Origin of the sequence: Actinoalloteichus fjordicus (genome assembly GCF_001941625.1) — a bacterium.
Classification (GTDB): Bacteria; Actinomycetota; Actinomycetes; order Mycobacteriales; family Pseudonocardiaceae; genus Actinoalloteichus_A; species Actinoalloteichus_A fjordicus.
In genome coordinates, this window is record NZ_CP016076.1 from 2,423,403 (window position 1) to 2,445,140 (window position 21,738).

A 21,738-nucleotide genomic window follows, 5' to 3' on the forward strand; every position below is an offset into this window, starting at 1 on the left:
CCCGGCCGCACCGCCCCAGTAATATTACTCCCAGTGATCGTTCCATCACTCGAATCGTGAGCAATGGCCCTCTGGTGAGATCAATCCGGGGCGGGTTCGGGGTGTTCCTGATAGCGGACATCGGTCAGCTCCTCGGAGACCGCCCAGAGCCGACGGGCGGCCGCCTCGTCGTAGGCCTGTTCCGACGCGCGGACCACGACGGGGAAGCCGCTCTGCTCACCCCGGTCGTGCGGCCCGAAGTACTGGCCTCCCTCGACGTCGGGCGCGGTGGCGGCGCGTAGCTGGGGCAGGGCGCCCGCCTCCGCCGACTGTGCGAAGCGCGGCACCATCACGCGACCGAACAGGCCGTAGAGGCCGCCTGCGCTCGCGAACAGATTCGTCGCGGCGAGGCCTGGGTGAGCGGCCACGCTGATCAGGTCTGCGGACGAGGCCCTGCATCGCCGGTCGAGCTCGAAGGCGAACAGCAGATTGGCGAGTTTGGACTGCGAGTACGCCGCCATCCGGCTGTAACGCCGGGTGAAGTCGAGATCGTCGAAGCGGATTCGGCCCGCACTGTGCAGTCTGCTGCTGACGGTGACCACGCGCGCCCGTCGACTGCGGGACAGCGCGGGCAGCAGGAGGCCGGTCAGGGCGAAGTGCCCGAGGTGGTTGGTGCCGAACTGGCGCTCGAACCCGTCGGCGGTGAGCTGCCTCGGGATCGCCATCACCCCGGCGTTGTTCACCAGGACGTCCAGCGTCGAGTGGTCGGCGTGGAACTGCTCTGCGGCGGCGCGGACCGAGCCGAGATCGGCGAGGTCGAGTCGGAGCCACTTCGGCACGGGCCCGGTGGCCTCGGTCGCGACGGTCTCGGTCGCGGCCCGGCCTCGGTCGGCGTCCCGGCCCGCGAGGACGACCAGGGCGCCACGGCGGGCGAGCTGCGTGGCCGTCTCCAGGCCGAGTCCGCTGTTGGCCCCGGTCACCAGCGCTGTTCGGCCGGTCAGGTCGGGGATGTCTGCCTCGGTCCACTGTGTCATGGTCGTTCCCTTGATCGGGTGACGGCGGGCGGAAGTACTCACGCGGGACAGGAGGACGGTGTGTCACTCCTGTCGAGTGCCGGGTCTGTGGACGGCGGCGCGAGGCGCGTTGATCACGACGTCCATCGGCCGAGCATGCCGGGCGTCACTCGAACCTCGCATGAGAACGTCTGCCGCCGACTGTCCGGCGAGGGCGTGCCGGGCGTGGTCTCGACCGAGTCGTGATGTCGTGTCGTTCCGCGTTCGCCCTGGTCGCGAGATGTTCCCGGCGGCGGCCGCCGTGTCTGGCGCCGTCGCGGACACGAGGTGAGTCGCGCCCTCGGGGTCGCGTGACGTCGGAGGAGACGTCCTCCGTGTCCGGAATGCGCGAATTCGGTCGCTCGGGGGCTCTCCTCTGATCGGACTCAGGGGGCGTCCCTGATCGGAGATCGGGGAATTCCCCGGGGCGAGGAGGCCGTCCGGCGGTGTTGACTCGGCGGCATACGCGGCACGACCCCGGCGATCGTCGGCCGTCGGGTCGCCGTGTTCGCCGATCGGCATACTGACACCACGGATATTTGGTACTTGGATAGGCCGTCCTTGTGGGCGGCCTGACGTGCTGTCCTGGCCCGTGTCGGTCGTGCCCGGCTGCGCGGTCGCCTTTCGAGTCCTCCGATCGAACGAACAGGCCGGCTAGCTGCATCGTTCGACGATCCTCCGCCTGGGTGTCCGTTCGGAACGACCGCTCCGTCGCGGCGAAGACCGCCGCCGTCCCGGATGAGTCGGCGAACCCGACGGTCGTCCGGGCCGCGAACCTCGAACGGTGGTATTGAATGCTCGGGTTTGTATAATCGTGCTAAGTTGTCGGCATGACGACGAGCAACGGACAGCGCAAGCGCGTACTGGTCATCGGCTGCGGCATCGCGGGGCCGGTGGTCGCCCTCTATCTGAAGAAGGCAGGCTTCGAGCCGGTCGTGCATGAGCGGCGGGCCGCGGACGCCGCCGACGACGGCGGCTCCTTCAACCTGGCACCCAACGGACTCTCGGTACTGCGGACCCTCGGCCTCGCCGACAAGGTCGTGGGCATCGGACAGGCGACGGAGCGCACCGAGTTCCTCAACCACCGGGGCAGGCGGCTGGCGCTGTTGTCCGAGTCCACGGTGCTGTTGCATCGGGGCGAGCTTCATCGCCTGCTGGTGGCCGAGGTCGAGGCGCAGGGCATCCCGACGACGTTCGGTCACGAGGTGACCGAAGTGGAGTCCACGGCGGACGGCGTCCGGGTCCGGTTCGAGGACGGTGCCGAGGACCACGGCGATCTGCTGGTCGGCGCCGACGGCATCCGGTCGAGGGTGCGCCATGCGGTGGTCAAGGGCCTTCCGCAGCCTCGCTACACCGAGATGATCGACTCCGGGGGCATCGGCTACCTGCCGGGACTCAAGGCCGACGGCACCATGCGGATGACCTTCGGGCTCAAGGGGTTCTTCGGCTATCAGGTCCTGCCCGACGGACACGTCTTCTGGTTCCAGAACTATCACCAGGCCGACGAGCCCAGCAGGCACCGGCTCCGCAGCATCCCGAACGCCGTCTGGCGTGAGCACCTGATGGAGATGCACCAGGGTGACCGCGCGCCCATCGTGGACATCATCGCCTCGACCGACGAGATCGACCGCTACCTGCTGTTCGACGCGCCGACCCTGCCCAAGTGGCACACCGACCGCATCGTGCTGCTCGGCGACGCGGCCCACGCGATGGGGCCGCATACCGGGCAGGGCGCGTCGATGGCACTGGAGGACGCGATCGTCCTGGCGAGGAGCCTGCGAGACGGGACGAGCATCGCGGAGGGGCTCGCCGACTACGAGCGAATCCGCAGGCCCAGGGTGGATCACGTGATCGCGCAGACTCGGCACAACGGCAACCAGAAGGCGGCACCCGGCCCGGTCGGCCGCGTCTTCCGCGACCTCGTCCTGCCGATCTTCCTCAAGGCCGGGGTCAAGCAGGGTGCCGCGTTGTACACCCACCAGATCCCCTGGTGATCCACGAGCCGTCGCCAGAGGTGTCGGGCGTCGATGTGGCCGCCCGACCGGCTGACCAAGCTGTGAAGCCGACTGATTCACTCGGCTCGGGACATTGGACGTCGGGGGTCTGAAGATCGATCCCGGTGGGCCCTCCGCTGCGAGGCGATCGGCTTCCGTGCTGTGCGCCGCTCTCCCAGCGGGTCCCGACGGTTCTTTCAGTCGAATGGCTCAGCCGGTCGACAGCACCGAATTACCCGGTATGTAGTAATCTGCGCTCGATCTGCCCGAGCGCACTCGGGCCGAACTGGGGATGACGAGGATGCGGTGAGCGGAACGCCCGCGTCCGGCAGCGGCGATGACGGCGGGCGGGCCGATGAGCCGCCCGATCTAAAGGAGATCGGAGTAGCCGATGGCGAACCGGGTAGAACCGGACTCGGCCGACCAGACCACCACGACACCGGACAGGCGACGCGGACTGCGCCTGGTGATCGCCCTGACCATCCGGGTGCTGGTCGTCCTGTACTTCGTGAGCACCTTCCTGCAGGCGGTGTTGGCCGGGCTCTTCGTCACCGGCAACGTCGGAATGCTCGCGATGCACGAGATCAACGCGCACACCAACCTCTTCCTGCTCTTCCTGCTGATCATCGCTGCCGTGCTGCTGCGCTGGCCGGTGGGCGGGCCGGGCTGGCCGATCATCGCCTTCGTGCTGCTGGCCGTCCTGGTGTTCGCTCAGACCGAGATGGGCTTCATGCGCGTGATCGACCTGCACATCCCGGTCGGCGTACTGCTGTTCGGCATCTCCGTCGCGCTGCTCATCTGGGTGTTCACCGCCCGATTCGACGTGTCGCGACGGACCGTGAGGAGGCGGGGATGAACCGGCGATCCGGTCCCTCGGTCTCGCGCCGGGGCTTCCTGGCGCTGACGGGCGGACTCGGCCTGGTCGTCCTCGGCGGAAGCGGCTGCGCGAGCGTGTTCGGCGAGAACGCCGGAGTCCTGCTGCGCAGCGACCTGCCGTTGCCAGAGCCGTTCCGCGTCGGTCTGCCGATACCCGCCGTCGCCGAGCCGGTGCGCACCGAGGGCGGCACCGACTATTACGAGCTGGTGCAACGCGCCGCTGCCCTGGAGATCGTGCCCGGCACCACGACTACGATCTGGGGCTTCGACGGATCCTTCCCCGGCCCCACGTTCCGGGTTCGCTCCGGACAGCGCTCCGTGGTGTCGGTGCGCAACGAGCTGCCGGTTCCGACCTCGACGCACCTGCACGGGGGAGTGACTCCGCCGGACTCCGACGGCTACGCCACCGACCTCGTCGTGCCCGCAGGCTACCCGCACGACCCCAGACTGCACTCGCACGACGTGATGCAGGTGCCGCCCGAGGCCTGGACGCTCCACGAGGAGGTCAAGGAGCACACCTATCCGCTGGAACAGCGGGCGGCGACGCTCTGGTACCACGACCACCGGATGGACTTCAGCGCCCCGCAGGTGTGGCGAGGGCTCCTCGGCGCGTTCCTGTTGCACGACGACGAAGAGGACGCGCTCTCGCTGCCCGCAGGCGACAAGGACGTCCCGTTGCTGATCTGCGATCGGGCCTTCGGCGCCGACGGCGAGTTCAAATACCCGTCGCTGGACGCGACGCTGACCAGCGTCCCCGGCGTCGAGCCCGACTATCACTCCGGGGTGCAGGGCGACGTCGTCCTGGTCAACGGCGCGCCGTGGCCGGTGATGGAGGTCGCCGACACGCGGTACCGCTTCCGGCTGATCAACGCCTCCAACGCCCGCCGCTACCGATTCGCGCTCTCGCCCGCGCCGGAGAACGGTCCCGCATTCGTCCAGATCGGTTCCGACCAGGGTCTGTTCGCCGCGCCCGTGGAGCGTGACGAGTTCGATGCGGCGCCTGCGGAACGCTTCGACCTCGTGATCGACTTCTCCGCCTATCCGGTCGGCACCCAGGTGGTCCTGGAGAACCTCCTCGGCGAGGAGGGCACGCGACAGGTCATGCGGTTCGACGTGGTCCGCGAGGAGAGCGACGAGTCCGAGATCCCCGAGCGGCTCTCCGAGATCGAGCGGCTCACCAGGGAGGAGGCGGTCGCCGAGCGGGACTTCGACTTCCGGCTCACCACGATCAACGGCCACCAGACGTGGACGATCAACGGCGAACCGTTCGACCCGATGAGCAACATGGCGACCCCGGCACTCGACACCGTCGAGCTGTGGCGGTTCACCAGCGACTTCCACCACCCGGTCCACATTCACCTCGCCCATTTCCAGGTCCTCACTCGCAACGGAGCCGAGCCGGAGCCTGCCGAGCAGGGCTGGAAGGACACCGTGGACATCCGCCCGTATGAGGTGCTGGAGGTTCTGGTGCGCTTCAGCGGCTTCCGGGGCCGCTACCTGGTGCACTGTCATAATCTCGAGCACGAGGACATGGCGATGATGGTCAACTTCGAGGTCGTCTGACCTGTCCGTCCTGGCGGCGTCGCCGTCGTCGTGCACTCCGTACGACCTCGGCGCGCCGCCAGACGGCGAGCTGACCCACGCACTCCTCCCGTACTGCTCGCCGGGCCGGAGTCCGACCGCATGACGGGCGGGTCGGCGCCACTGCCCGCCGCCAGCTCGCTCGCCGTCGGCGGCACGGTGCGGCGCGCCCGCGCCCTCCTGCCGGGTCGGCCCGCGCTGCGCGGCGACGAACCAGGCGGTGAGCCCCGCCGTTCCGGTCCGAACCGAGCCGTTCTCGCGCCTCCGGCCGGGATCCGACTTCCGCCCGCCCTCGCCTGCGGGAATCTGCCCCAGATCGACTTGAGTCGTTCTCGATGGGCCGTTGCCAGTCTGGGCCGTACGAACGGACGACCCTGGCCGTGGCGACGCCTCGGTATCCGGGTTTCCGCAGGCCGGAGTGGAGACGCCCATGCGCGCTGCGACCCAGATCCTTGTCATCGGAGGTGGGCCCGGCGGGTCCACCACGGCGGGGCTGTTGGCTCAACAGGGTTTCCAGGTCACGTTGTTAGAACGAGACCGCTTTCCCCGCTATCACATCGGCGAGTCGATCCTGCCCTCGTGCAGACCGATCTTCGAGCTGTTGGGGGTCTGGGACAAGGTCACCTCGCACGGCTTCCAGCCCAAGGGCGGCGCCTACTTCCTCTGGGGACCCGAGGAATGGGAGGTCGTCTTCAACGACCTCGGCAGCGACGGGACCAACGCCTTCCAGGTCATCCGCTCGGAGTTCGACGAGCTGCTGCTCAACCATGCCCGCGAACTGGGCGTCGAGGTGGTCGAGGGCACCTCGGTGAAGGAGCTGCACTTCGAGGACGGTCGGCCGGTCTCGGCGACCTGGGCCGAGACGAAGAACGCCGACGTGACGGGCCGGATCAGCTTCGACTACCTCGTTGACGCCTCCGGTCGGGGCGGGGTGATGGCGACGAAGTACCTCAAGTCCAGGCGGTTCCACGACGTGTTCCGCAACGTCGCGGCCTGGTCGTACTGGAAGAACGCCAAGCGACTGGACCGGGGCTCCGAGGGCGCGATCGTCGTGGCCTCCGTTCCGGACGGCTGGTTCTGGGCGATTCCGCTGCACGACGGGACCATGAGCGTCGGCCTGGTGACCGGCCGCGACGACTTCAATCGGCGTCGCAACGAGCTCGGCAGCATCGAGGCGGTGTACCGGCAGTCGCTGGACCAGTGCCCCGGCGTGCTCGACCTGCTCTCCGAGGCGGAGAAGGTCAGCGAGATGAAGGTGGAGCAGGACTACTCCTACGCCGCCGAGTCCTTCAGCGGTCCCGGCTATCTCCTCGTCGGCGACGCGGCCTGCTTCCTCGACCCGCTGTTGTCCACCGGAGTCCACCTGGCCACGTACAGCGCCATGCTCGGTGCGGCGAGCATCGGCAGCGTGCTCCGGGGGGAGACCACCGAGGCCGAGGCATGGGGCTTCTTCGACACCGTCTACCGCCAGTCCTACGAGCGGATGCTCGTGCTGGTTTCGGTCTTCTACGACAGCTACAAGGGCAAGGAGCACCACTTCTACAACGCCCAGCGTCTCTCCACCGCAGACCACCAGGAGCTGAACATCCAGGCCGCCTTCGACCGGATCATCACCGGAATCGAGGACATGAACGATGCTCAGTCGGTCTATCGGAAGGTGCACGAGCACCTGACCGGCTCGGAGAGCGGAAACCCCAACCCGCTGGCGAACCTGAACAAGGTCCACGAGCAGAAGAAGGCGCCCATGCATGCCGGGAACGCCGTCGACGGTCTCTACCTGTCGTTCCGTCCGCAGCTCGGTCTTGCGCGCACCTCGGCCGCAACGCCGTCGGTGCAGCAGGCCTGACATCAACCACGGCACGACACCCACGGGAGTTGCTCGATGAGTTCCGCGACACGGGAGTCCTCGGCGGAGTCCGGCCCGCGCCGAGGCCTGCCCCGCTGGTATCTGACTCTCTTCTCCACCGACGCCCTGGAGCGCTTCGGCTTCTTCGGCATGCAGGCGATCCTCGTCCTCTATGCCTCGGCGCCCCGCTCGGAAGGCGGCCTGGGGCTGCCGATCGGCGAGGCCGCCGCGCTGTTCGGCGCGTGGATCGGCCTGATGTTCATGCTGTCGCACCCCGGCGGCTGGGTGGGCGATCGAGTCCTGGGCCAGCGGCCCACCCTGGTGGTGTCCTCCTTCCTGGGCATGGCGGGCTACCTGCTTCTCGCCGTCCCGGCGGGCTGGAGCACCGCCGTGGGCCTGGGCATCCTGGCGGTGGCGGGCGGCCTGTACAAGCCGAACCACCAGGGAATGATCAACCTGATGTACCCCGACGCCCGGCGTCGGGAGTCGGGCATCTCGTTGATGTACGTCGGCATCCAGGTCAGCGCGTTGCTGGCCCCGCTGGTCACCGGCTACCTCGGCGAACGGGTGAACTGGGGGCTCGGCTTCTCGGTGGCGGCGGTCGCCATGCTGTTGTGCGGCCTGCAGATCGCCCTCAGCGGGCGACAGTTCCAGGGCGTGGGCGCCGGACCGGGCCGACCACTGGACCCGCAGGAGCGGGCCAAGGCGCTGCGCATCGTCCTGAGCGTGGCGGGCGTGCTCGCCGCACTGCTGCTCGGCCTGTGGGCGGCCGGGGTGCTCAGTCTGATGGTCGTGATCGCGATGGCCGGGCTGAGCGCCGTGATCGCGCCTGCCTTCGGCTACACCCTGCTCTACCGGAACAAGGGGCTCGGCGCGGGCGACCGACGGCGGCTGCGGGCCTTCCTGGTCGTCTTCCTCGGCGCGACGCTGTTCTGGATGATGAACGCCCATGCTTCCTCGCTGCTGAACCTGTTCGCCCGAGACCACACCGACCGGGTCATCCTGGGCTGGGAGATCCCGGCCAGCTGGCTGCAGTCGGCCACCCCGATGTTCATCCTCGTCCTCGCGCCGGTGATCGCCCTGTCGATGCCGAGGATCGGCAGGAAGAACAACGTCGCGGTGAAGTTCTCGATCGGCCTGGTCCTGATGGGCGGCAGCTTCCTGCTGATGTCGGTGGCGACCACGCTGGCCGCCGACGGCACGCTCGTCTCGCCGATGTGGCTGCTCGTCGTCTACCTGGCCCACGCCTGCGGTGAGGTCGTGGTCGCCGCGGTGACCATCGCCGCCGCCGCCGACGTGCTGCCACGGCAGTACACCTCGCGAGTCCTGGGCCTGCTCTGGCTGTTCGCGGGCATGGGCGGTGGTTTAGGCAGCGGGGTCGTGCAACTCGCCACCGTCATCCCCGAACCGCTCTACTACCTGCTGCTCGGCTCCGCCGCGACCTCGGTCGGCCTGTTCTTCGCCCTCCGGCGACGAGCGCTGACCAGGTCGTTGGGCCCGGACGGGCCTGCCGAGAGCGGTACGGAGAAGGTCGCGGAACCGCCGACCCCGATCACCTCCTCCTCCTGACGCCGCGAGATCGGCGAGACAGGCGGGGTCGTCCGGCGAGGACGGCCCCGCGCTCGCAGGCGTCCGGGCAACACGCACTACGGCAAGCAGGCACTGCGGCGGCCGTGACCCGTCACGGCCGCCCTGACGAGAGGAGCTTCGGTGGATCAAGGATTGTCCGGCAGGAAGGTCGTCGTCACCGGCGGCACGCGAGGCATCGGACGCGCGACCGTCCTGGCCTTCGCGAGGGAGGGCGCCCAGTTGATCATCGTCCATCGCAGCCCGGGCGAGGCTGCGGAGGACCTCAGCCGGGAGCTGAAGGAGCGCGGTGTCACCCACCGGCTCGTCCAGGCCGACGTCACGGTCTCCGCCGACGTCGAGCAGTTGGCCGATGCGGTCCGCGAGACCTTCGGGACGGTCGACGTCCTGGTCAACAACGTCGGCGTCGACGGTGCCGTGCCGTTCGGCGAGCTCGAGGAGACGGAGTGGCACCGCGTCCTCGAGCACAACGTCACCGCCGCCTACCTGGTGACCCACGCCCTGCACGATCTGCTCGCCGAGGGCGCCTCGGTGATCGGAATCGGTTCCTCGGTCGCGTTGCGCGGCCGGTCCGCCGGTGTGCACTACACGGCGTCCAAGGCCGCGCTGATCGGCTTCACCCGTGCGTTGTGCAAGGAACTCGGCCCGAGGGGCATCCGGGTCAACGTGGTCGCCCCCGGCCTCACCGAGACGACCGAGGGCGCCGGGCTGCCGCCGCAGGCGGTCGAACGGATCGTGGGCATGACCGCGCTCGGCCGGATCTGCCAGCCCGACGACGTGGCGGGCGCCGTGATCTTCCTGGCAGGCGACACGTCCCGCTACATCACCGGAGCGACCCTGAACGTGGATGGAGGAGTCTGATGCCGTACGCCGCGATCACCTACAAGGTGCAGCCGGGCCACGAGGACGAGATCGCCGAGATCTTCGCCCGATTCCAGCGGGTGGACACTCCCGAGTTCCAGGCCGAGGACGGCGCTCCCGCCGGGCGGCTGCTGGGCACCGCCGTCTTCATCAAGGACGAGTTCATGGTGCGGGTCATCCACTACGAGGGCGACTTCCGTGCCATCGCGCGCCACATGGCCGGGCAGAAGGGCGTGCACCTCATCGAGGACCAGCTCGCGCCCTATCTGGCGGAGCAGCGGGACACCTCCACGGCGGAGGGCTTCGGCGCGTACTTCAAGAACGCCAGTATGCGCTGCATCTCGCAGCTCTCCGTCGACACGCACCCGGTGGGGAGTTGAGCGCCGTGGCCCTCCGACCGGTCGCCGTCATCGGACTCGGCGGCATGGGCGGCGGGATGGCACATGCGCTGGTGGCCGCGGGCTTCCCGGTGACGGTCTACAACCGTACGAGGGAGAAGGCCCTGCCACTGGTCGAGGCGGGTGCGACGCTCGCCGAGTCGGCGGGCGACGCCGCCTCGGCGGCCTCGGTGATCCTGCTGAGCCTGGCCGACGAGGCCGCCGTCGAGAAGGTGCTCTTCGGCGAGGTCGCCGGGCGGCTCGCCGAGGGCAGCACCGTGATCGACGCGTCCACGGTGGCCCCGGACTACGCCAGGAACGCCGCACAGCGACTCGCGGAACTGGGCGTCGCCCGAGTGGAGGGCTGTGTCGTCGGGAATCCGCAGATGGCCAGGCTCGGCAAGCTGCGGGTGTTCGCCTCCGGCGATGAGGCGGCGGTGGCGGCGGTCGCCGACGTCCTCGACGCGGTGGGGCAGGAGGTGCGCTACCTCGGCTCCTGGGGCAGGGCCAGCTCGTTGAAGCTGGCCTTCAACCTGATCCTGGGCGTGCAGACCGCAGGTCTGGCGGAGGCGCTGGCCTTCGCCGAGTCGGCGGGCCTCGACCGGGACATGGTGCTCGACGCACTGGACGGCAGCGGCTGGAAGTCGCCGGTGCTCAGCTTCCGGGCGGACTTCATGCGCAGGCGCAGCTACACGCCTGCGGGATTCCGCACCGAGCTGATGCGCAAGGACCTCCGGCTGGTGCAGGAGGCCGCCGCGCAGCGGGGCTTCGGGCTGCCGGTCGTCGACGAGACGGCCCGCCGCTATGACGCGGTGATCGCCGCGGGCCGGGGCGACGACGACGCAGCGGCGGTCGTCGACACCGCTGTCGTCGACCTCGCGACGACCGACCGCGTCGCCGCAGACCTCGGAGCGGTCGAGGCGGCGGCTGCCGGGCTCGACGTCGGCGGAAAGAAGGAGCGGGCCGCCGTCGCGCAGGAGGTCACCGGCTGATTCGCCCGCCTTGCGCAGCGAGGGCGTGGGACATCGACACGGAAGGGAACGGAGAGTCACGATGGACATCGGAGTCGGCCTGCCGACGACGGTACCGGGCGCGCGCGGTCGGGATTTGACGGAGTTCGCGCGTCGGGCCGACCAACAGGGTTTCAGCACTCTGGCGGTCCTGGACCGGTTGGTCTACGACAGTTATGACCCGCTCATCGCCCTCGCCGCCTCGGCGGCGGCCACCGAGCGCATCCGGCTCGCCAGCACCATCCTGCTGGCGGCCTATCGGCCCAGCACCGCCGTGCTGGCCAAGCAGTTGGCCAGCATCGACCGGATCTCCGACGGCAGACTCGTCGTCGGACTGGCCGCAGGTGGCCGAGAGGATGACTTCCTCGCCTCCGGGGTGCGCTACGGCGGTCGTGGTCGCAGACTCGATCAGATGATCAGCGAGTTGACGAAGATCTGGCAGGGGCAGGGCTCGGGTCCGTCGGCGGGCGTCGGACCTCGGCCTGTCGACGGGGGCCCGCCGCTGCTGTTCGGCGGGCATTCGCCCTCGGCCATGCGCCGAGCCGCGGAGCACGGCATCGGCTGGATAGCGGGCGGCAGTTCGGCGACCGCGTACCCGGAACTGGTTCGCCAGGCCCAGGAGGAGTTCCGTCGGCACGGCCGCGAGGACAAGCCGAAGATGGTGTCGCTGAGCTACGTCTGTCTCGGTGCCGGCGGTCGAGAACGAGGCGGTGCCTACCTCCGCGACTACTACTCCTACATCGGTCCGAAGGCGGAGCGGGCGGCCTCGGCGGTCATCGTCGACGAGGACCAACTGCGCAGGACCGTCGCCGAGTTCGCCGAGGCGGGCTGTGACGAGCTGCTGCTCTTCCCGTGCACCGCAGATCCCGATCAGGTCGACCTGATCTCCAAGGCGGTTCTGGCGTGACGGCGGTGGTGCTCGGGGTGCTCGCCGTCCTGGGCAGCGGCGTGGTGGCCGGCGTGCTCTTCGCCGTGGCGTTGAGCGTGCTGCCTGCCTTGACCGCCATGCCGCCGGATCGTTACGTCTACACGCACAAGCTGATCGGCCGGAACTGGGACCCGACGATGCCGATCATCGTGTTGTCCTCGATGCTGGTCTGCATCGTCCTCGCGGTGCTGTCGCCGCCCGGGACGGGGCGGACCCTCTACATCGTGGGAGCGGTCCTGCTGCTGGCCGTCTCCGTGGTGTCGCACTTCTGCAACGTGCCGATCAATCGTCGCGTCAAGGGCCTGGACCCCGAGTCCATGCCCGTCGACTGGTCGGATCCTCGGCCGTTGTGGCGCCGATGGCACACGCTGCGTACCGCGCTGGCGGTGCTGGCGGTGCTGGCCAATGCGGTGGCGATCAGCCTGGCATGAGTTGATGGTCGACAGGGCCGGGTCCGGGAGGGCCCGGCCCTGTCGTGTCTGCTCTCGGCAGCCGGTCGGCGTCCCGAGCCTGCGGATTGTGTAGTCCCGCCCGTCCTTGAGTTCCGCCTGCGCTGCGCCGAGTCTGCGCCGAGTCTCGGACGCCGGAAAGTCTGCGGGTCCGAGGTCCGTCGTCCCACGGTCGCAGCCTCCTCCGCTCGGTGCGCCGGTGCCTCGTCCCGAGTGGACACTCCGCACCTGCGGCCGCGGGCCGAGGCGAGGTCGTCGACGTGCCGCCGGCCTGCTCCGCGACGGGACTGCTGCGTGGCCGAGGCGACGGCCCGGCCGACCCGCCCGAGCGCACGAGGACGCGGCCTGCTGATCAGACGCCGGTGGTCGCAGGCGTCGTCGTCCCGGCCGTGGGCGGAACCTCTGACCACAATGAGTCGAGGCCCTGTCTGCGAGGCCGAATCAGCTCCAACAGCGGCCCCGTGATCGCGGTAGTGATCAGGGTCATCACCAGCAACGCGGCGAACAGGTCGGTCGAGATCACGCCGAGGGACAGGCCCAGCTGGAGGACGATGATCTCGGTCAGACCCCGGCAGTTCATCATCACGCCCAGCGCGAGCGAGGACCGCCGATCGGTGCCGACCGCCAACGCGGGCAGCACCACCCCGAGGAACTTCCCGCCCATCGCGACAGTCAACACGAGGAGCATGATCAGCCACCCCGCGCCCGAGGCGGCGTCCCAGAGGTTCGTGCTCAGGCCGATGCCCGCGAAGAACACCGGCAGCATCAACCAGTGTGTCGGGCCCGCGAGCCGGAACCCGAACTCCTCGGCGCCTCTCGAGCCTCGGGGAGTGACCACGCCCGCGAGAAACGCGCCGAAGATCGCCTCGATGCCGATCATCGCGGTGACGCCTGCGGACAGCAGCACGAGCATCAGGATGGCGACCATCAGCATCGGCTTGCGGTCCGGCTGCGCGTCGGCGTGCCGAGCGAGCCGCGCCATCAGCGGGCGAACCCCCCACCACATCACGGCGGCATAGACCGCCGAGAGCAGCACGGTGGCCCCCACACCGCCGAGCGAGTCGCCGTTCACGCCCGCCACGACCAGTGCGAGCAGACACCACGCGGTGACGTCCTCGATTCCCGCCGTCGCCATGCCGAGCGCGCCGATACCGGTGTCCTTCAGCCTGCGGTCCTTGAGGATCCTCGCGAGCACCGGGAAGGCGGGGACGCTCAGCGCCACGCCGAGGAACACCGCATAGGGACCGGTGCCCGTGCCCTCGGGGCGCAGGCCTGCCAGCGGCCACAGCGCGAGGGCCACTCCACAGAGGAACGGAACGGCGATGCCCGCGTGACCCGCGACCAGCGCGGTGCCTGCATTGCCTTTGAGCAGCGCGAACGGTAGTTCGCGGCCGACCTCGAACATGAAGAAGATGACACCGAGCTGGCCGATGGCGGTGAGGAAGAACTGCACGTCCGGCGGAAAGAGGACCTCGGCGACAGACGGAGCCAGCATCCCCAGCACGGTGGGGCCCAACAACAGGCCTGCGGTGATCTCCCCGATGACCCTCGGCTGGCTCAGGCGGACGGCCAGGGAGCCCGCCAGTTGGGTGGCGACCACGATGACCGTGCAGGCGATGAGCACCATGCCCAGCACGTCGTGCAACGGTGCCACGACGTGTCCGGCCGTCTCACCGGCGCCTGTCTGCCTGCCTGTCCACTCCGTGCGCCCCTGGATGAGGGCGAACGCGGCGATCGAGGACGGGACGACGAAGAGAAGGTAGATCAACAGACGTCGCCGATCACGGTGACGTCCGTTCGGCGGCCCGTCGTGCCGAGCCTGAACTGAGGACATGACGCAAGCTCCTGACGGATCGCTCCGGACAGACGTACTGAGACAGAGTTCCGGGCCCGCCGATGACCTGGCGGGCCCGGAAACGGGTGACGCTGACGGAGTCAGGCCGCCTTGTGTCCGATGACAAGTGTGACGTCGTGCCCGAGCGAGAGGTGGCTGACGGTCGCGAAACCGGCGTCCGTCAGCCACTCGACGCACTCTTCGAGTCGGTAGCCGGTGCCGTGCGGTGTCATGAGCTGAAGGTTGAGGCTCGTGACGAGGTTGCGCAGGTAGCCTTCCTCGCCCTCTACGATGATCGGGTCCCAGATCAGGAACGCGCCGCCGGGCTTCAGCGCTGCGAAAGCGTTGGCCAGCAGCTGCCGTCGCTGCGCGTCCTCCCAGTCGATCAGCGAGTGACCGATCATCATGACCTCGGCCTCGGGGATCGAGGCGAAGAAGTCGCCGCCTTCGAACCGCACCGTCCCCGTGGTGCCGAGCGTGACCATGTGCTCGTCGAAGGCGGGCCGCAACTGGGGGAGGTCCAGCACCGTGCCGTCCAGATGGGGATGGGCCTGGACGAGTTGGGCCAGGACGTTGCCCCGACAGCCGCCGAGTTCGACGACGAGGGTCCGGGCGGACCAGTCGAACCGCTCGATCAGCGCGGGGATCAGCGGCTTGCTGGCCGCCTCTGCCATCCCGATGAAGTCGACGCGCTTCTCGTCGCTCTCGTAAAGCTGCTCGAACATGGCGTCGCCCGTGTAGGTCGCGGCCTGCGGCCGTCCCGTGCGCAGCGCCTCGGCGAGCCTGCCCCACGCCGGGTACATCACCCGGTTGGCCATGTGCAGCAGACCGCCCATGTACTCGTCATGACTGGGGACGAGGAAGAACTCGGCGGCCTGGCTGTTGCGGAAGACGTCGTCGTCGCGGTCGAGCATCCCGAGCTCGACGAGCGCATCCAGGAAGTGCCCGGTGCCGCGCGCGTGCAGGCCGAGCCGCTCGCGGATGACGGGCTCGGTGGCAGGTGCCTCGGCCAGCAGATCGAACAGGCCCACCTCCAGCCCGGCGAGCACCATCTTCGACGGCTGGAACGCCATCGCCTTGTCCAGGAAGTGACGCGGATGCGGCCGGGTCGCCGGTTCCAGATGAGTCGTCATGTCCGTCCTTCTCGGTAACTGTCGTCACCCGGAGTCGTGGGTGCGCCGTGGGCGTCGTCCGGTCTGCCGGGCAGGCAGGCGGGCACGTCGGGCCGAGCCGCGTGCGGGGGGTCTCGGAGGTTCGGCGGTGGGCGGGCCGAGGCCTGCGGCGAACGGCCTCGGCGAACGGCTTTCATCGAACGGGCGGCGACGCGGACGGCCCGACCGCCGGACCTCCAGACAGGTCCGGCGTCGGCCGTGATCGTCCGGGGAAGGCGTCGTCGGCCGCTCGCGACAGCCGCCCGCGTCGCAGCAGAATGCCTCGCGGCGGCTGCCTTCAGCTCTTCTCGTCGGGATCGAGACCTGCGGCCAGCGCCAGTGCGGCGGCCAGGGCCCGGTCCGCGTCCTCGGCGGGTTCCTGCTGCCGCCAGGCGACGAAGGCGTCCGGCCTGACGAGCACCGCACCCTCCGGTCCGACGCCGTAGGCCTGCGCCCAGTCCCGGCCGTCGGGGATCAGATCGCCGTCCTGGCCGATCACCTCGCAGCGCAGCGGGACGCCGAGCTGCTTGGCGACGCGGTCGGCCGCCTCGGGCCATCCGCTGGTGCGGGAGCCGGTCAGCAGGACGAACTCGTCCCAGAACAGGTCCACGGTGGAGATCCGCTCGCCGTCCCGCCGGAGCCAGACGTGCGGGGCCCGGGTGCCGGGAGCACCGGTGAGGGTGAGCTTCGGCGAGAGCACCCTGGCATCCTGATCGACCCCCACGATCGAGGTGGACTTGTAGCGGTAGCCCAGGGTGATGATGACGTCGTCCACCATGAGGGCCCTGGTCTCGTCGTCGGCGTATCCGTGGCGAATGCGATTGCGGACCATCGCCTGCTCGGCCATGGCCTCGCCCACCCTGCGCCGCTCGGCGTCGTAAGTCTCCAGTAGCGCGTCCCCGCTGACCCCCTTGAGCACCGAGGCCAGTTTCCAGGCCAGATTGTGGGCGTCGTGGATGCCGGTGTTGGCACCGAATCCGCCTGCGGGCGGGTGCAGGTGCGCCGCGTCGCCCGCCAGGAAGACCCGCCCTCGGCGGAAGGTCTCCGCGACGAGCTGGGCGCCCTGCCACGGCACCTTGTCCATGATCTCCACGTGGAGGTCGTCCTTGCCCGCGGCGGTGCGCACGATCTCGATGCACCGCTCGTCGGTGAAGTCCTCCGGCTTCTCACCCTGGTCGGGGTGGTAGAGCGGCGCGGCCAGCCACGGGTCGCAGCCGTGCAGCCGCGACAGGCCCATCAGGGTGCCGGGAGCGGCGGTGGCGTAGCAGAGGATGAACTTGCGATCCTTGAGCAGCGCCTCCAGTTCCGGCGCACGGAAATAGATGCTCAAGGCGTTGAAGACGGTGCCCCGGCCCTCGCGCTCGACACCGAGGGTGGTCCTGGTCCGACTGTTCGCCCCGTCGGCGCCGATCAGGTAATCGGCACGCACGGTGGTGCGGGCACCCGTGGCGAGGTCTTCGACGATCGCGGTGACCCCGTCGTCGTCCTGTTCGAACGAGTGCAGTGCGGTGTTGAACCGCACGTCAGAGCCGTTGTCCTTGGCGATGTCGACCAGCACCCGCTCGTAGCGGTCCTGGCCGCAGCCCATCACCCGCTCCGGGCTGATGTCCGGTCCGTCGAGCGACGGAGACTCCAGCACCACCGCGTCGTCGATCTCGGCGAAGGTGTTGACCTGGATGATGCCGCCCTCGAAATACGGATGCGAGTCGCCCATCTCCAGGGCGCGCACCGTCTCGTGGAAGCCTGCGGCGCGGAACAGCTCCATGGTCCTCGCCTGGAGGCCGGGCGCACGCGGCAGTCGGGAGGTGCCGTCCCGCTTTTCGACCAGCATCGTCTTGATGCCATGGCGCCCTAAGAAGAGGGCGGAGGACAGGCCCACCGGGCCACCGCCCACGATCAGCACCGGGATCTTCACGTCATACATGCCCGTTTCCTCTGTTCGAGATCCAGCGGGACAGGGTCGAGGCCGCCCGCGCGACCCCGAGAACGCGGCCACACCATCGGGTGACCTCGATGCAGGATTACTGATGCGACCTCGAATATCTCTGAACTCGAGAGCAGGTCTGCTGCCCGGCCTGCGCCTCGAACGTGTCTTGAGTGTGCCTCCAACCGATGGTGTGAGGCTCGACGCGAAATCGGAATGGCAGCCTCGCCATCCGCCGTCGGAAAAGGAGTCGTGCGAATGACGAGCACAGCCCCGGACACCAGCACTCCGGCAGGCCTCATCCGTCTCGGCAATGCGTTCTGTGACGCGAAGGCGTTATTGACCGCGGTAGACCTCGATCTGTTCAGTCTGCTGCGCAAGGGTCCCGCGACCGTGGAGGAGATCCGGTCGGCGCTGGACCTGCACGGCCGCGGACTGTCGGACTTCCTGCAACTGCTGGTCGCACTCGGACTTCTGGACCGCGAGGGCGACCGCTACCGCAACGCCGAAGGCGCCGACCGTCACCTCGTGCGTGGCGAGAAGGGCTACGTCGGCGGCTTCATGCTGCGTTCCGACCGCAACCTGTACCCGGCCTGGGGCAAGCTGGCCGAGGGGCTGCGGACCGGGCGGCCTCAGTCGGTCGGCGACTTCGACGCGGTGCTGGCCAACCCGAAGTTCCTGGCCCAGTTCGTGCACATGATGGACGCCTTGACCCATGTCCTCGGCCCGGAGCTGATCGAGCGCATCGACTTCACGCCTTATCAGTCGATCCTGGACATCGGCGGGTGCCGCGGCAACATGGCGGGCCAGATCGTGAAGGCCAACCCGCACCTGGTCGGCCATGTCTTCGACATGCCGCAGATGGAGCAGTTCTTCGACAAGCACATGGCGGAGTACGGCGTCACCGGCCGGGTGCACTTCCACGGCGGCAGCTTCTTCGAACAGGACCTGCCGAAGGCAGACCTGGTGATGCTGGGCCACGTCCTGCACGACTGGGACCGCGACCAGCGGGAGTTCCTGGTCAACGCGGCATACAAGGCGTTGAATCCCGGCGGAACGCTGCTCGTCTACGACCGGATGCTCGACGACGATCCTCGGCACGTCGAGAACCTGGTGATCAGCCTCGACATGCTGCTGGTCACCGACGGCGGCTCCGAGTACGCGGTCTCCGAACTGCGCGGACACGCTGAGAAGGCGGGCTTCACGTCGATCACCGACGAGCCCTTCAGCGATTTCGACACGCTGCTCATCGCGAAGAAGAAGTAGCGGCAGGCCGCTTGCCCCGCGCCGCCGTGGCCGTGCCTGGCGGCGCGCGGCTGTGCGGCCTTGCCGCCGTGTGCGGCCTCGGGGGAGCGGCGTGGCAATGGGGGGCGGCGGTGGCGTGCGGACGGTCGTCTCGTCCGCACGTCCTCGGCCACGCCGACTCCCGCCGGTGCACTCGTCCGCCGCTGCGGTCCGGCCGACGCGGCGGCGGACCGAGGGACCAGTACCGACAAGGACCGCGGAGCAGCCGTGTTCCCCGAGGGCTCCGCGTCATCGACGACGGACTCAGACGAAAGGCAGCTGGCATGACGACACCTGACGAGCGGGTACCGGTGCTGATCGTGGGCGGGGCACTGGCGGGCCTGTCGACCGCGGTCTTCCTCGCCTCGCACGGGGTGAAGGCGCTCGTGGTGGAGCGACACCCCGACACCCTCCTGCATCCCCGCGCACGGGGGATCAATCCCCGCACCGTGGAGACCTTCCGGCAGGTGGGGCTCGAAGCCACGCTGCGTGCCGAGGCGAGCATGAACGCCGACTTCGGCTCCCTGCCGATGCTCCGGGCGGAGACGTTGGCGGGTCGGGAGATCTTCTCCGGGCCTGCCGACCAGCCCGATCCCAGCGGTGACGTCAGCCCCACCACCTGGGTGCCCATCGACCAGGATCGACTGGAGCACGTCCTGCGGGCCAAGGCCGTGGAGCTGGGGGCCGAGCTGCGGTTCGCCACCGAGGCCGTCTCGCATCACCAGGACGCCGACGGGGTGTCCGTGGTGCTGCTCGACCGCGAGACGGGGCGGCAGCGCACCGTCCGGGCCGACTACCTGGTGGCCGCCGACGGCGGTCGCAGCCCGTTGCGGGAGGCGCTGGGCATCGGCGTGCAGGGGCCCGGCATGTTCGCCACGACCCTGTCGGTGCTGTTCGAGGCGGACCTGACGCAGGCGTTACGCGGTCGGCGATTCGGCATGTCCTACCTGGACAAGCCGCATCCGCAGACGGTGATCTACCCGCACGACGGCGAGCGGCGGTGGATCTTCGCGACCCGCATCCCCGAGGGCCGGGTCCTGGAGGAGATGACCGACGATGAGTTTCGCACGTTGATCAAAGCCGCCATCGGGCTGGACGACGTCGACGTCACGATCCTCGCGCAACTGCCTGCGGGCGGCGTGAAGGCGCTGCGATTCGACCTCGGTGCGCAGGTCGCTCAGCGGTATCGGGCGGGTCGGATCTTCCTCGTCGGCGACGCGGCACACCTCGTGCCACCGACCGGCGGCTTCGGCGCCAGCCTGGGCATCCAGGACGCGCACAACCTGGCCTGGAAGCTGGCCGCCGTGCTGGACGGCAGTGCCGCGCCCGTCCTGTTGGAGACCTACGAGCGTGAGCGGCAGGCCGTCGCGTTCCTCACCTTCCGACAGTCCCTGGCGCTGATGCACGACCGGACCGGCGACGACGCGGACAAGGATCACTCCGCCGACTACGGGGCCACCGTCTTCGGTTATCGCTACGACGACGGGGCGCCCGTCGCGCCGAGCGACCTGACCGGTCAGCCGGGCACCCGTGCCCCGCATGTCGTCCTCACCGACGGCGCGGCCGAATCCTCGTCGCTGGATCTGTTCGGTGCGTCGTTCGTCCTGCTCACCTCGGGTGCGGGGGACTGGGCTGAGGCCGGGGCGAAGGCCTCGGCACGGACCGGTGTCGCGCTGTCGGCCCACGTCGTCGACGGGACGGACTCCGATCTGCGCAGCGTCGCGGGCGGATTCGCCGCCGCCTATGGCATCGAGGGCGGCGGGGCGGTCCTGGTGCGACCCGACGGGTTCGTCGCCTGGCGGGCCGAGGCGTCCAGCGCCACGGCCGAGGACGAGCTGACTGCGGCGCTGCTGGCGGCGACCGCGCGTACCGACGTCGGCTGAGGCTCGCCGACGGCCCGCGCGGCAGGCTCGGTGGACGAGCGGGTGACGACGGTCGACTGCCTGCGTCGAGGGCAGGCGCGTCGTCGACTGCCCTCGACATCCGGGAGGCCGTCGGCCCGGTGCGCGCCCTGGTCTGCGCGAGCAGATCGGGCAGACGTTCGCCGGGCCGCCGTGGGCCGGCGAGATCCTGGCCCGCGCGAGGCGCCCGACCGGATTGCGGCGGCAGACTCCGTGGTCGCCCTCGGTGCCGGGGCGGCGACCCGGCCGGTATGGATCACCTGCCCCGAGATGACCGCGCACGCACGCGCACCGGCGAACCGTGCCGTGCCCGCCGCCGCAGACCGGCGACGCCCCCGGCCGAGCGCCGTCTGAATGACGGAGCGCCGTGACGAACGACGAAGCGCGGTGGTCCGTGGCGGACCACCGCGCTCCGCCTTCGCGGGGGAGACGGGATGAGACGGGCTCAGCCGAGGGCCGCGAGGCGGCGCCCTTCGAAGCGGGCGGCGAGGAGGTAGCCGCCGCCACCGGCGATGGCCAGCACCCAGAAGGGGCCCGGCCCGGTGAGGAAGAGCGCGGCGGTGGAGATGAGCGCGAGCCAGCTGCCGAGGGAGTAGTGCAGGACATTGCGGCGGACGGCGCCCTCGGCGATGTTGATCATGCCGACGATGAACACGGCGCCGATGGGGAAGAGGGAGTTCTCGACGTCCGAAGGCAGGTCGACGTTACTCGTCAGACCCGTGATGGCGAGGGTGACGGCGATGAAGCCGGTGCCCCAGGCGCTGCCGATGAGCTTCTCTCCTGCGATGACGTCCGGGGTGGCGCCGCGCTGGGCGAGCTTGCCTCCGATGAGGGAGCCCGCCACGCCGGGCACGATGCCCATCGCGAGCAGGACGAAGGGTAACCAGCCAGGCAGGTTCACCAGGGGATCGTCGCCCGCGGACAAGGCGAAGGCGCCGTAGCCGAACACGAAGGCGAAGGCGAAGCTCATGTACGGGCGACGGCTGTCGATCGGGTTGGGGCCGGGGACGCTCGCGGCGTCGCCTGCAGCGGAGGTCGTAGCGGCGGTCGAGTCGTTCATGGTGAGTCTCCGGTCGGGCTCTCGTCGACTGGGCATGGGTCGGG

Annotated in this window: 17 protein-coding genes; 12 read left to right on the forward strand and 5 right to left on the reverse strand. The window is 69.5% G+C overall.

Translation table 11 applies throughout. The features are described from left to right. Nucleotides 1-80 precede the first annotated feature (80 nt). Entirely contained in the window at nucleotides 81-1,013 is a 933-nt protein-coding gene (locus UA74_RS10925) for an oxidoreductase (RefSeq protein WP_075740155.1), read from the reverse strand. Nucleotides 1,014-1,861: 848 nt separating this feature from the next. Between UA74_RS10925 and UA74_RS10930 the strand changes: the two genes are divergently transcribed. The 10 genes from UA74_RS10930 (at nucleotide 1,862) to UA74_RS10975 (ending at nucleotide 12,522) form a co-directional block, all read left to right on the forward strand. Then, nucleotides 1,862-3,025, forward strand: coding sequence for an FAD-dependent oxidoreductase (locus UA74_RS10930; protein WP_075740156.1), 1,164 nt, complete (start codon nucleotides 1,862-1,864; stop codon nucleotides 3,023-3,025). 391 nt (nucleotides 3,026-3,416) lie between these two features. Next, nucleotides 3,417-3,881: a hypothetical protein gene (locus tag UA74_RS10935; RefSeq protein WP_083683112.1), complete on the forward strand. Its 465-nt coding sequence runs from the start codon at nucleotides 3,417-3,419 to the stop codon at nucleotides 3,879-3,881. Beyond that, the gene (locus UA74_RS10940) at nucleotides 3,878-5,464 is read left to right on the forward strand and encodes a multicopper oxidase family protein (protein WP_075740157.1); all 1,587 of its coding nucleotides are present in this window, start codon (nucleotides 3,878-3,880) and stop codon (nucleotides 5,462-5,464) included. Before UA74_RS10935 ends, UA74_RS10940 begins: the two co-directional genes overlap by 4 nt. 448 nt (nucleotides 5,465-5,912) lie before the next feature. Beyond that, nucleotides 5,913-7,328, forward strand: a complete 1,416-nt coding sequence (locus UA74_RS10945) for an NAD(P)/FAD-dependent oxidoreductase (protein WP_075740158.1) — start codon at nucleotides 5,913-5,915, stop codon at nucleotides 7,326-7,328. 36 nt (nucleotides 7,329-7,364) lie between these two features. Next, nucleotides 7,365-8,897: a peptide MFS transporter gene (locus tag UA74_RS10950; protein ID WP_075740159.1), complete on the forward strand. Its 1,533-nt coding sequence runs from the start codon at nucleotides 7,365-7,367 to the stop codon at nucleotides 8,895-8,897. Between the two features lie 141 nt (nucleotides 8,898-9,038). After that, nucleotides 9,039-9,776, forward strand: coding sequence for an SDR family NAD(P)-dependent oxidoreductase (locus tag UA74_RS10955; RefSeq protein WP_075740160.1), 738 nt, complete (start codon nucleotides 9,039-9,041; stop codon nucleotides 9,774-9,776). Beyond that, nucleotides 9,776-10,156, forward strand: a complete 381-nt coding sequence (locus tag UA74_RS10960; protein WP_075740161.1) for a SchA/CurD-like domain-containing protein — start codon at nucleotides 9,776-9,778, stop codon at nucleotides 10,154-10,156. The genes UA74_RS10955 and UA74_RS10960 overlap by 1 nt, the downstream gene beginning before the upstream one ends. A gap of 5 nt (nucleotides 10,157-10,161) precedes the next feature. Beyond that, the gene (locus tag UA74_RS10965; protein ID WP_075740162.1) at nucleotides 10,162-11,145 is read left to right on the forward strand and encodes an NAD(P)-dependent oxidoreductase; all 984 of its coding nucleotides are present in this window, start codon (nucleotides 10,162-10,164) and stop codon (nucleotides 11,143-11,145) included. 61 nt (nucleotides 11,146-11,206) lie between these two features. Then, complete coding sequence (locus UA74_RS10970; RefSeq protein WP_075740163.1) at nucleotides 11,207-12,070, forward strand: LLM class flavin-dependent oxidoreductase; 864 nt, start codon at nucleotides 11,207-11,209, stop codon at nucleotides 12,068-12,070. Next, the gene (locus tag UA74_RS10975) at nucleotides 12,067-12,522 is read left to right on the forward strand and encodes an anthrone oxygenase family protein (RefSeq protein ID WP_075740164.1); all 456 of its coding nucleotides are present in this window, start codon (nucleotides 12,067-12,069) and stop codon (nucleotides 12,520-12,522) included. Before UA74_RS10970 ends, UA74_RS10975 begins: the two co-directional genes overlap by 4 nt. Nucleotides 12,523-12,892: 370 nt before the next feature. Here the strand turns inward: UA74_RS10975 and UA74_RS10980 are convergent, their stop codons facing one another. The 3 genes from UA74_RS10980 to UA74_RS10990 form a co-directional block, all read right to left on the reverse strand. After that, nucleotides 12,893-14,374, reverse strand: coding sequence for a cation:proton antiporter (locus UA74_RS10980; RefSeq protein ID WP_083683114.1), 1,482 nt, complete (start codon nucleotides 14,372-14,374; stop codon nucleotides 12,893-12,895). A gap of 101 nt (nucleotides 14,375-14,475) precedes the next feature. Next, nucleotides 14,476-15,507, reverse strand: coding sequence for a methyltransferase (locus UA74_RS10985; protein ID WP_075740166.1), 1,032 nt, complete (start codon nucleotides 15,505-15,507; stop codon nucleotides 14,476-14,478). 316 nt (nucleotides 15,508-15,823) lie between these two features. Next, on the reverse strand, nucleotides 15,824-17,449 hold the full coding sequence (locus UA74_RS10990) for an FAD-dependent monooxygenase (RefSeq protein ID WP_075740167.1): 1,626 nt from the start codon (nucleotides 17,447-17,449) through the stop codon (nucleotides 15,824-15,826). 258 nt (nucleotides 17,450-17,707) lie between these two features. Here UA74_RS10990 and UA74_RS10995 point away from each other — a divergent pair, with 258 nt between their 5' ends. After that, on the forward strand, nucleotides 17,708-18,715 hold the full coding sequence (locus tag UA74_RS10995; protein ID WP_075740168.1) for a methyltransferase: 1,008 nt from the start codon (nucleotides 17,708-17,710) through the stop codon (nucleotides 18,713-18,715). 302 nt (nucleotides 18,716-19,017) lie between these two features. After that, nucleotides 19,018-20,616: an FAD-dependent monooxygenase gene (locus UA74_RS11000; RefSeq protein WP_075740169.1), complete on the forward strand. Its 1,599-nt coding sequence runs from the start codon at nucleotides 19,018-19,020 to the stop codon at nucleotides 20,614-20,616. Nucleotides 20,617-21,079: 463 nt separating this feature from the next. On the opposite strand, the gene UA74_RS11005 is transcribed toward UA74_RS11000, so the two are convergent. Further along, nucleotides 21,080-21,694 carry an ABC transporter permease gene (locus UA74_RS11005; RefSeq protein WP_075740170.1) on the reverse strand — a complete coding sequence of 205 codons (615 nt, stop codon included), beginning with the start codon at nucleotides 21,692-21,694 and terminating at the stop codon, nucleotides 21,080-21,082. Nucleotides 21,695-21,738: the final 44 nt, after the last annotated feature.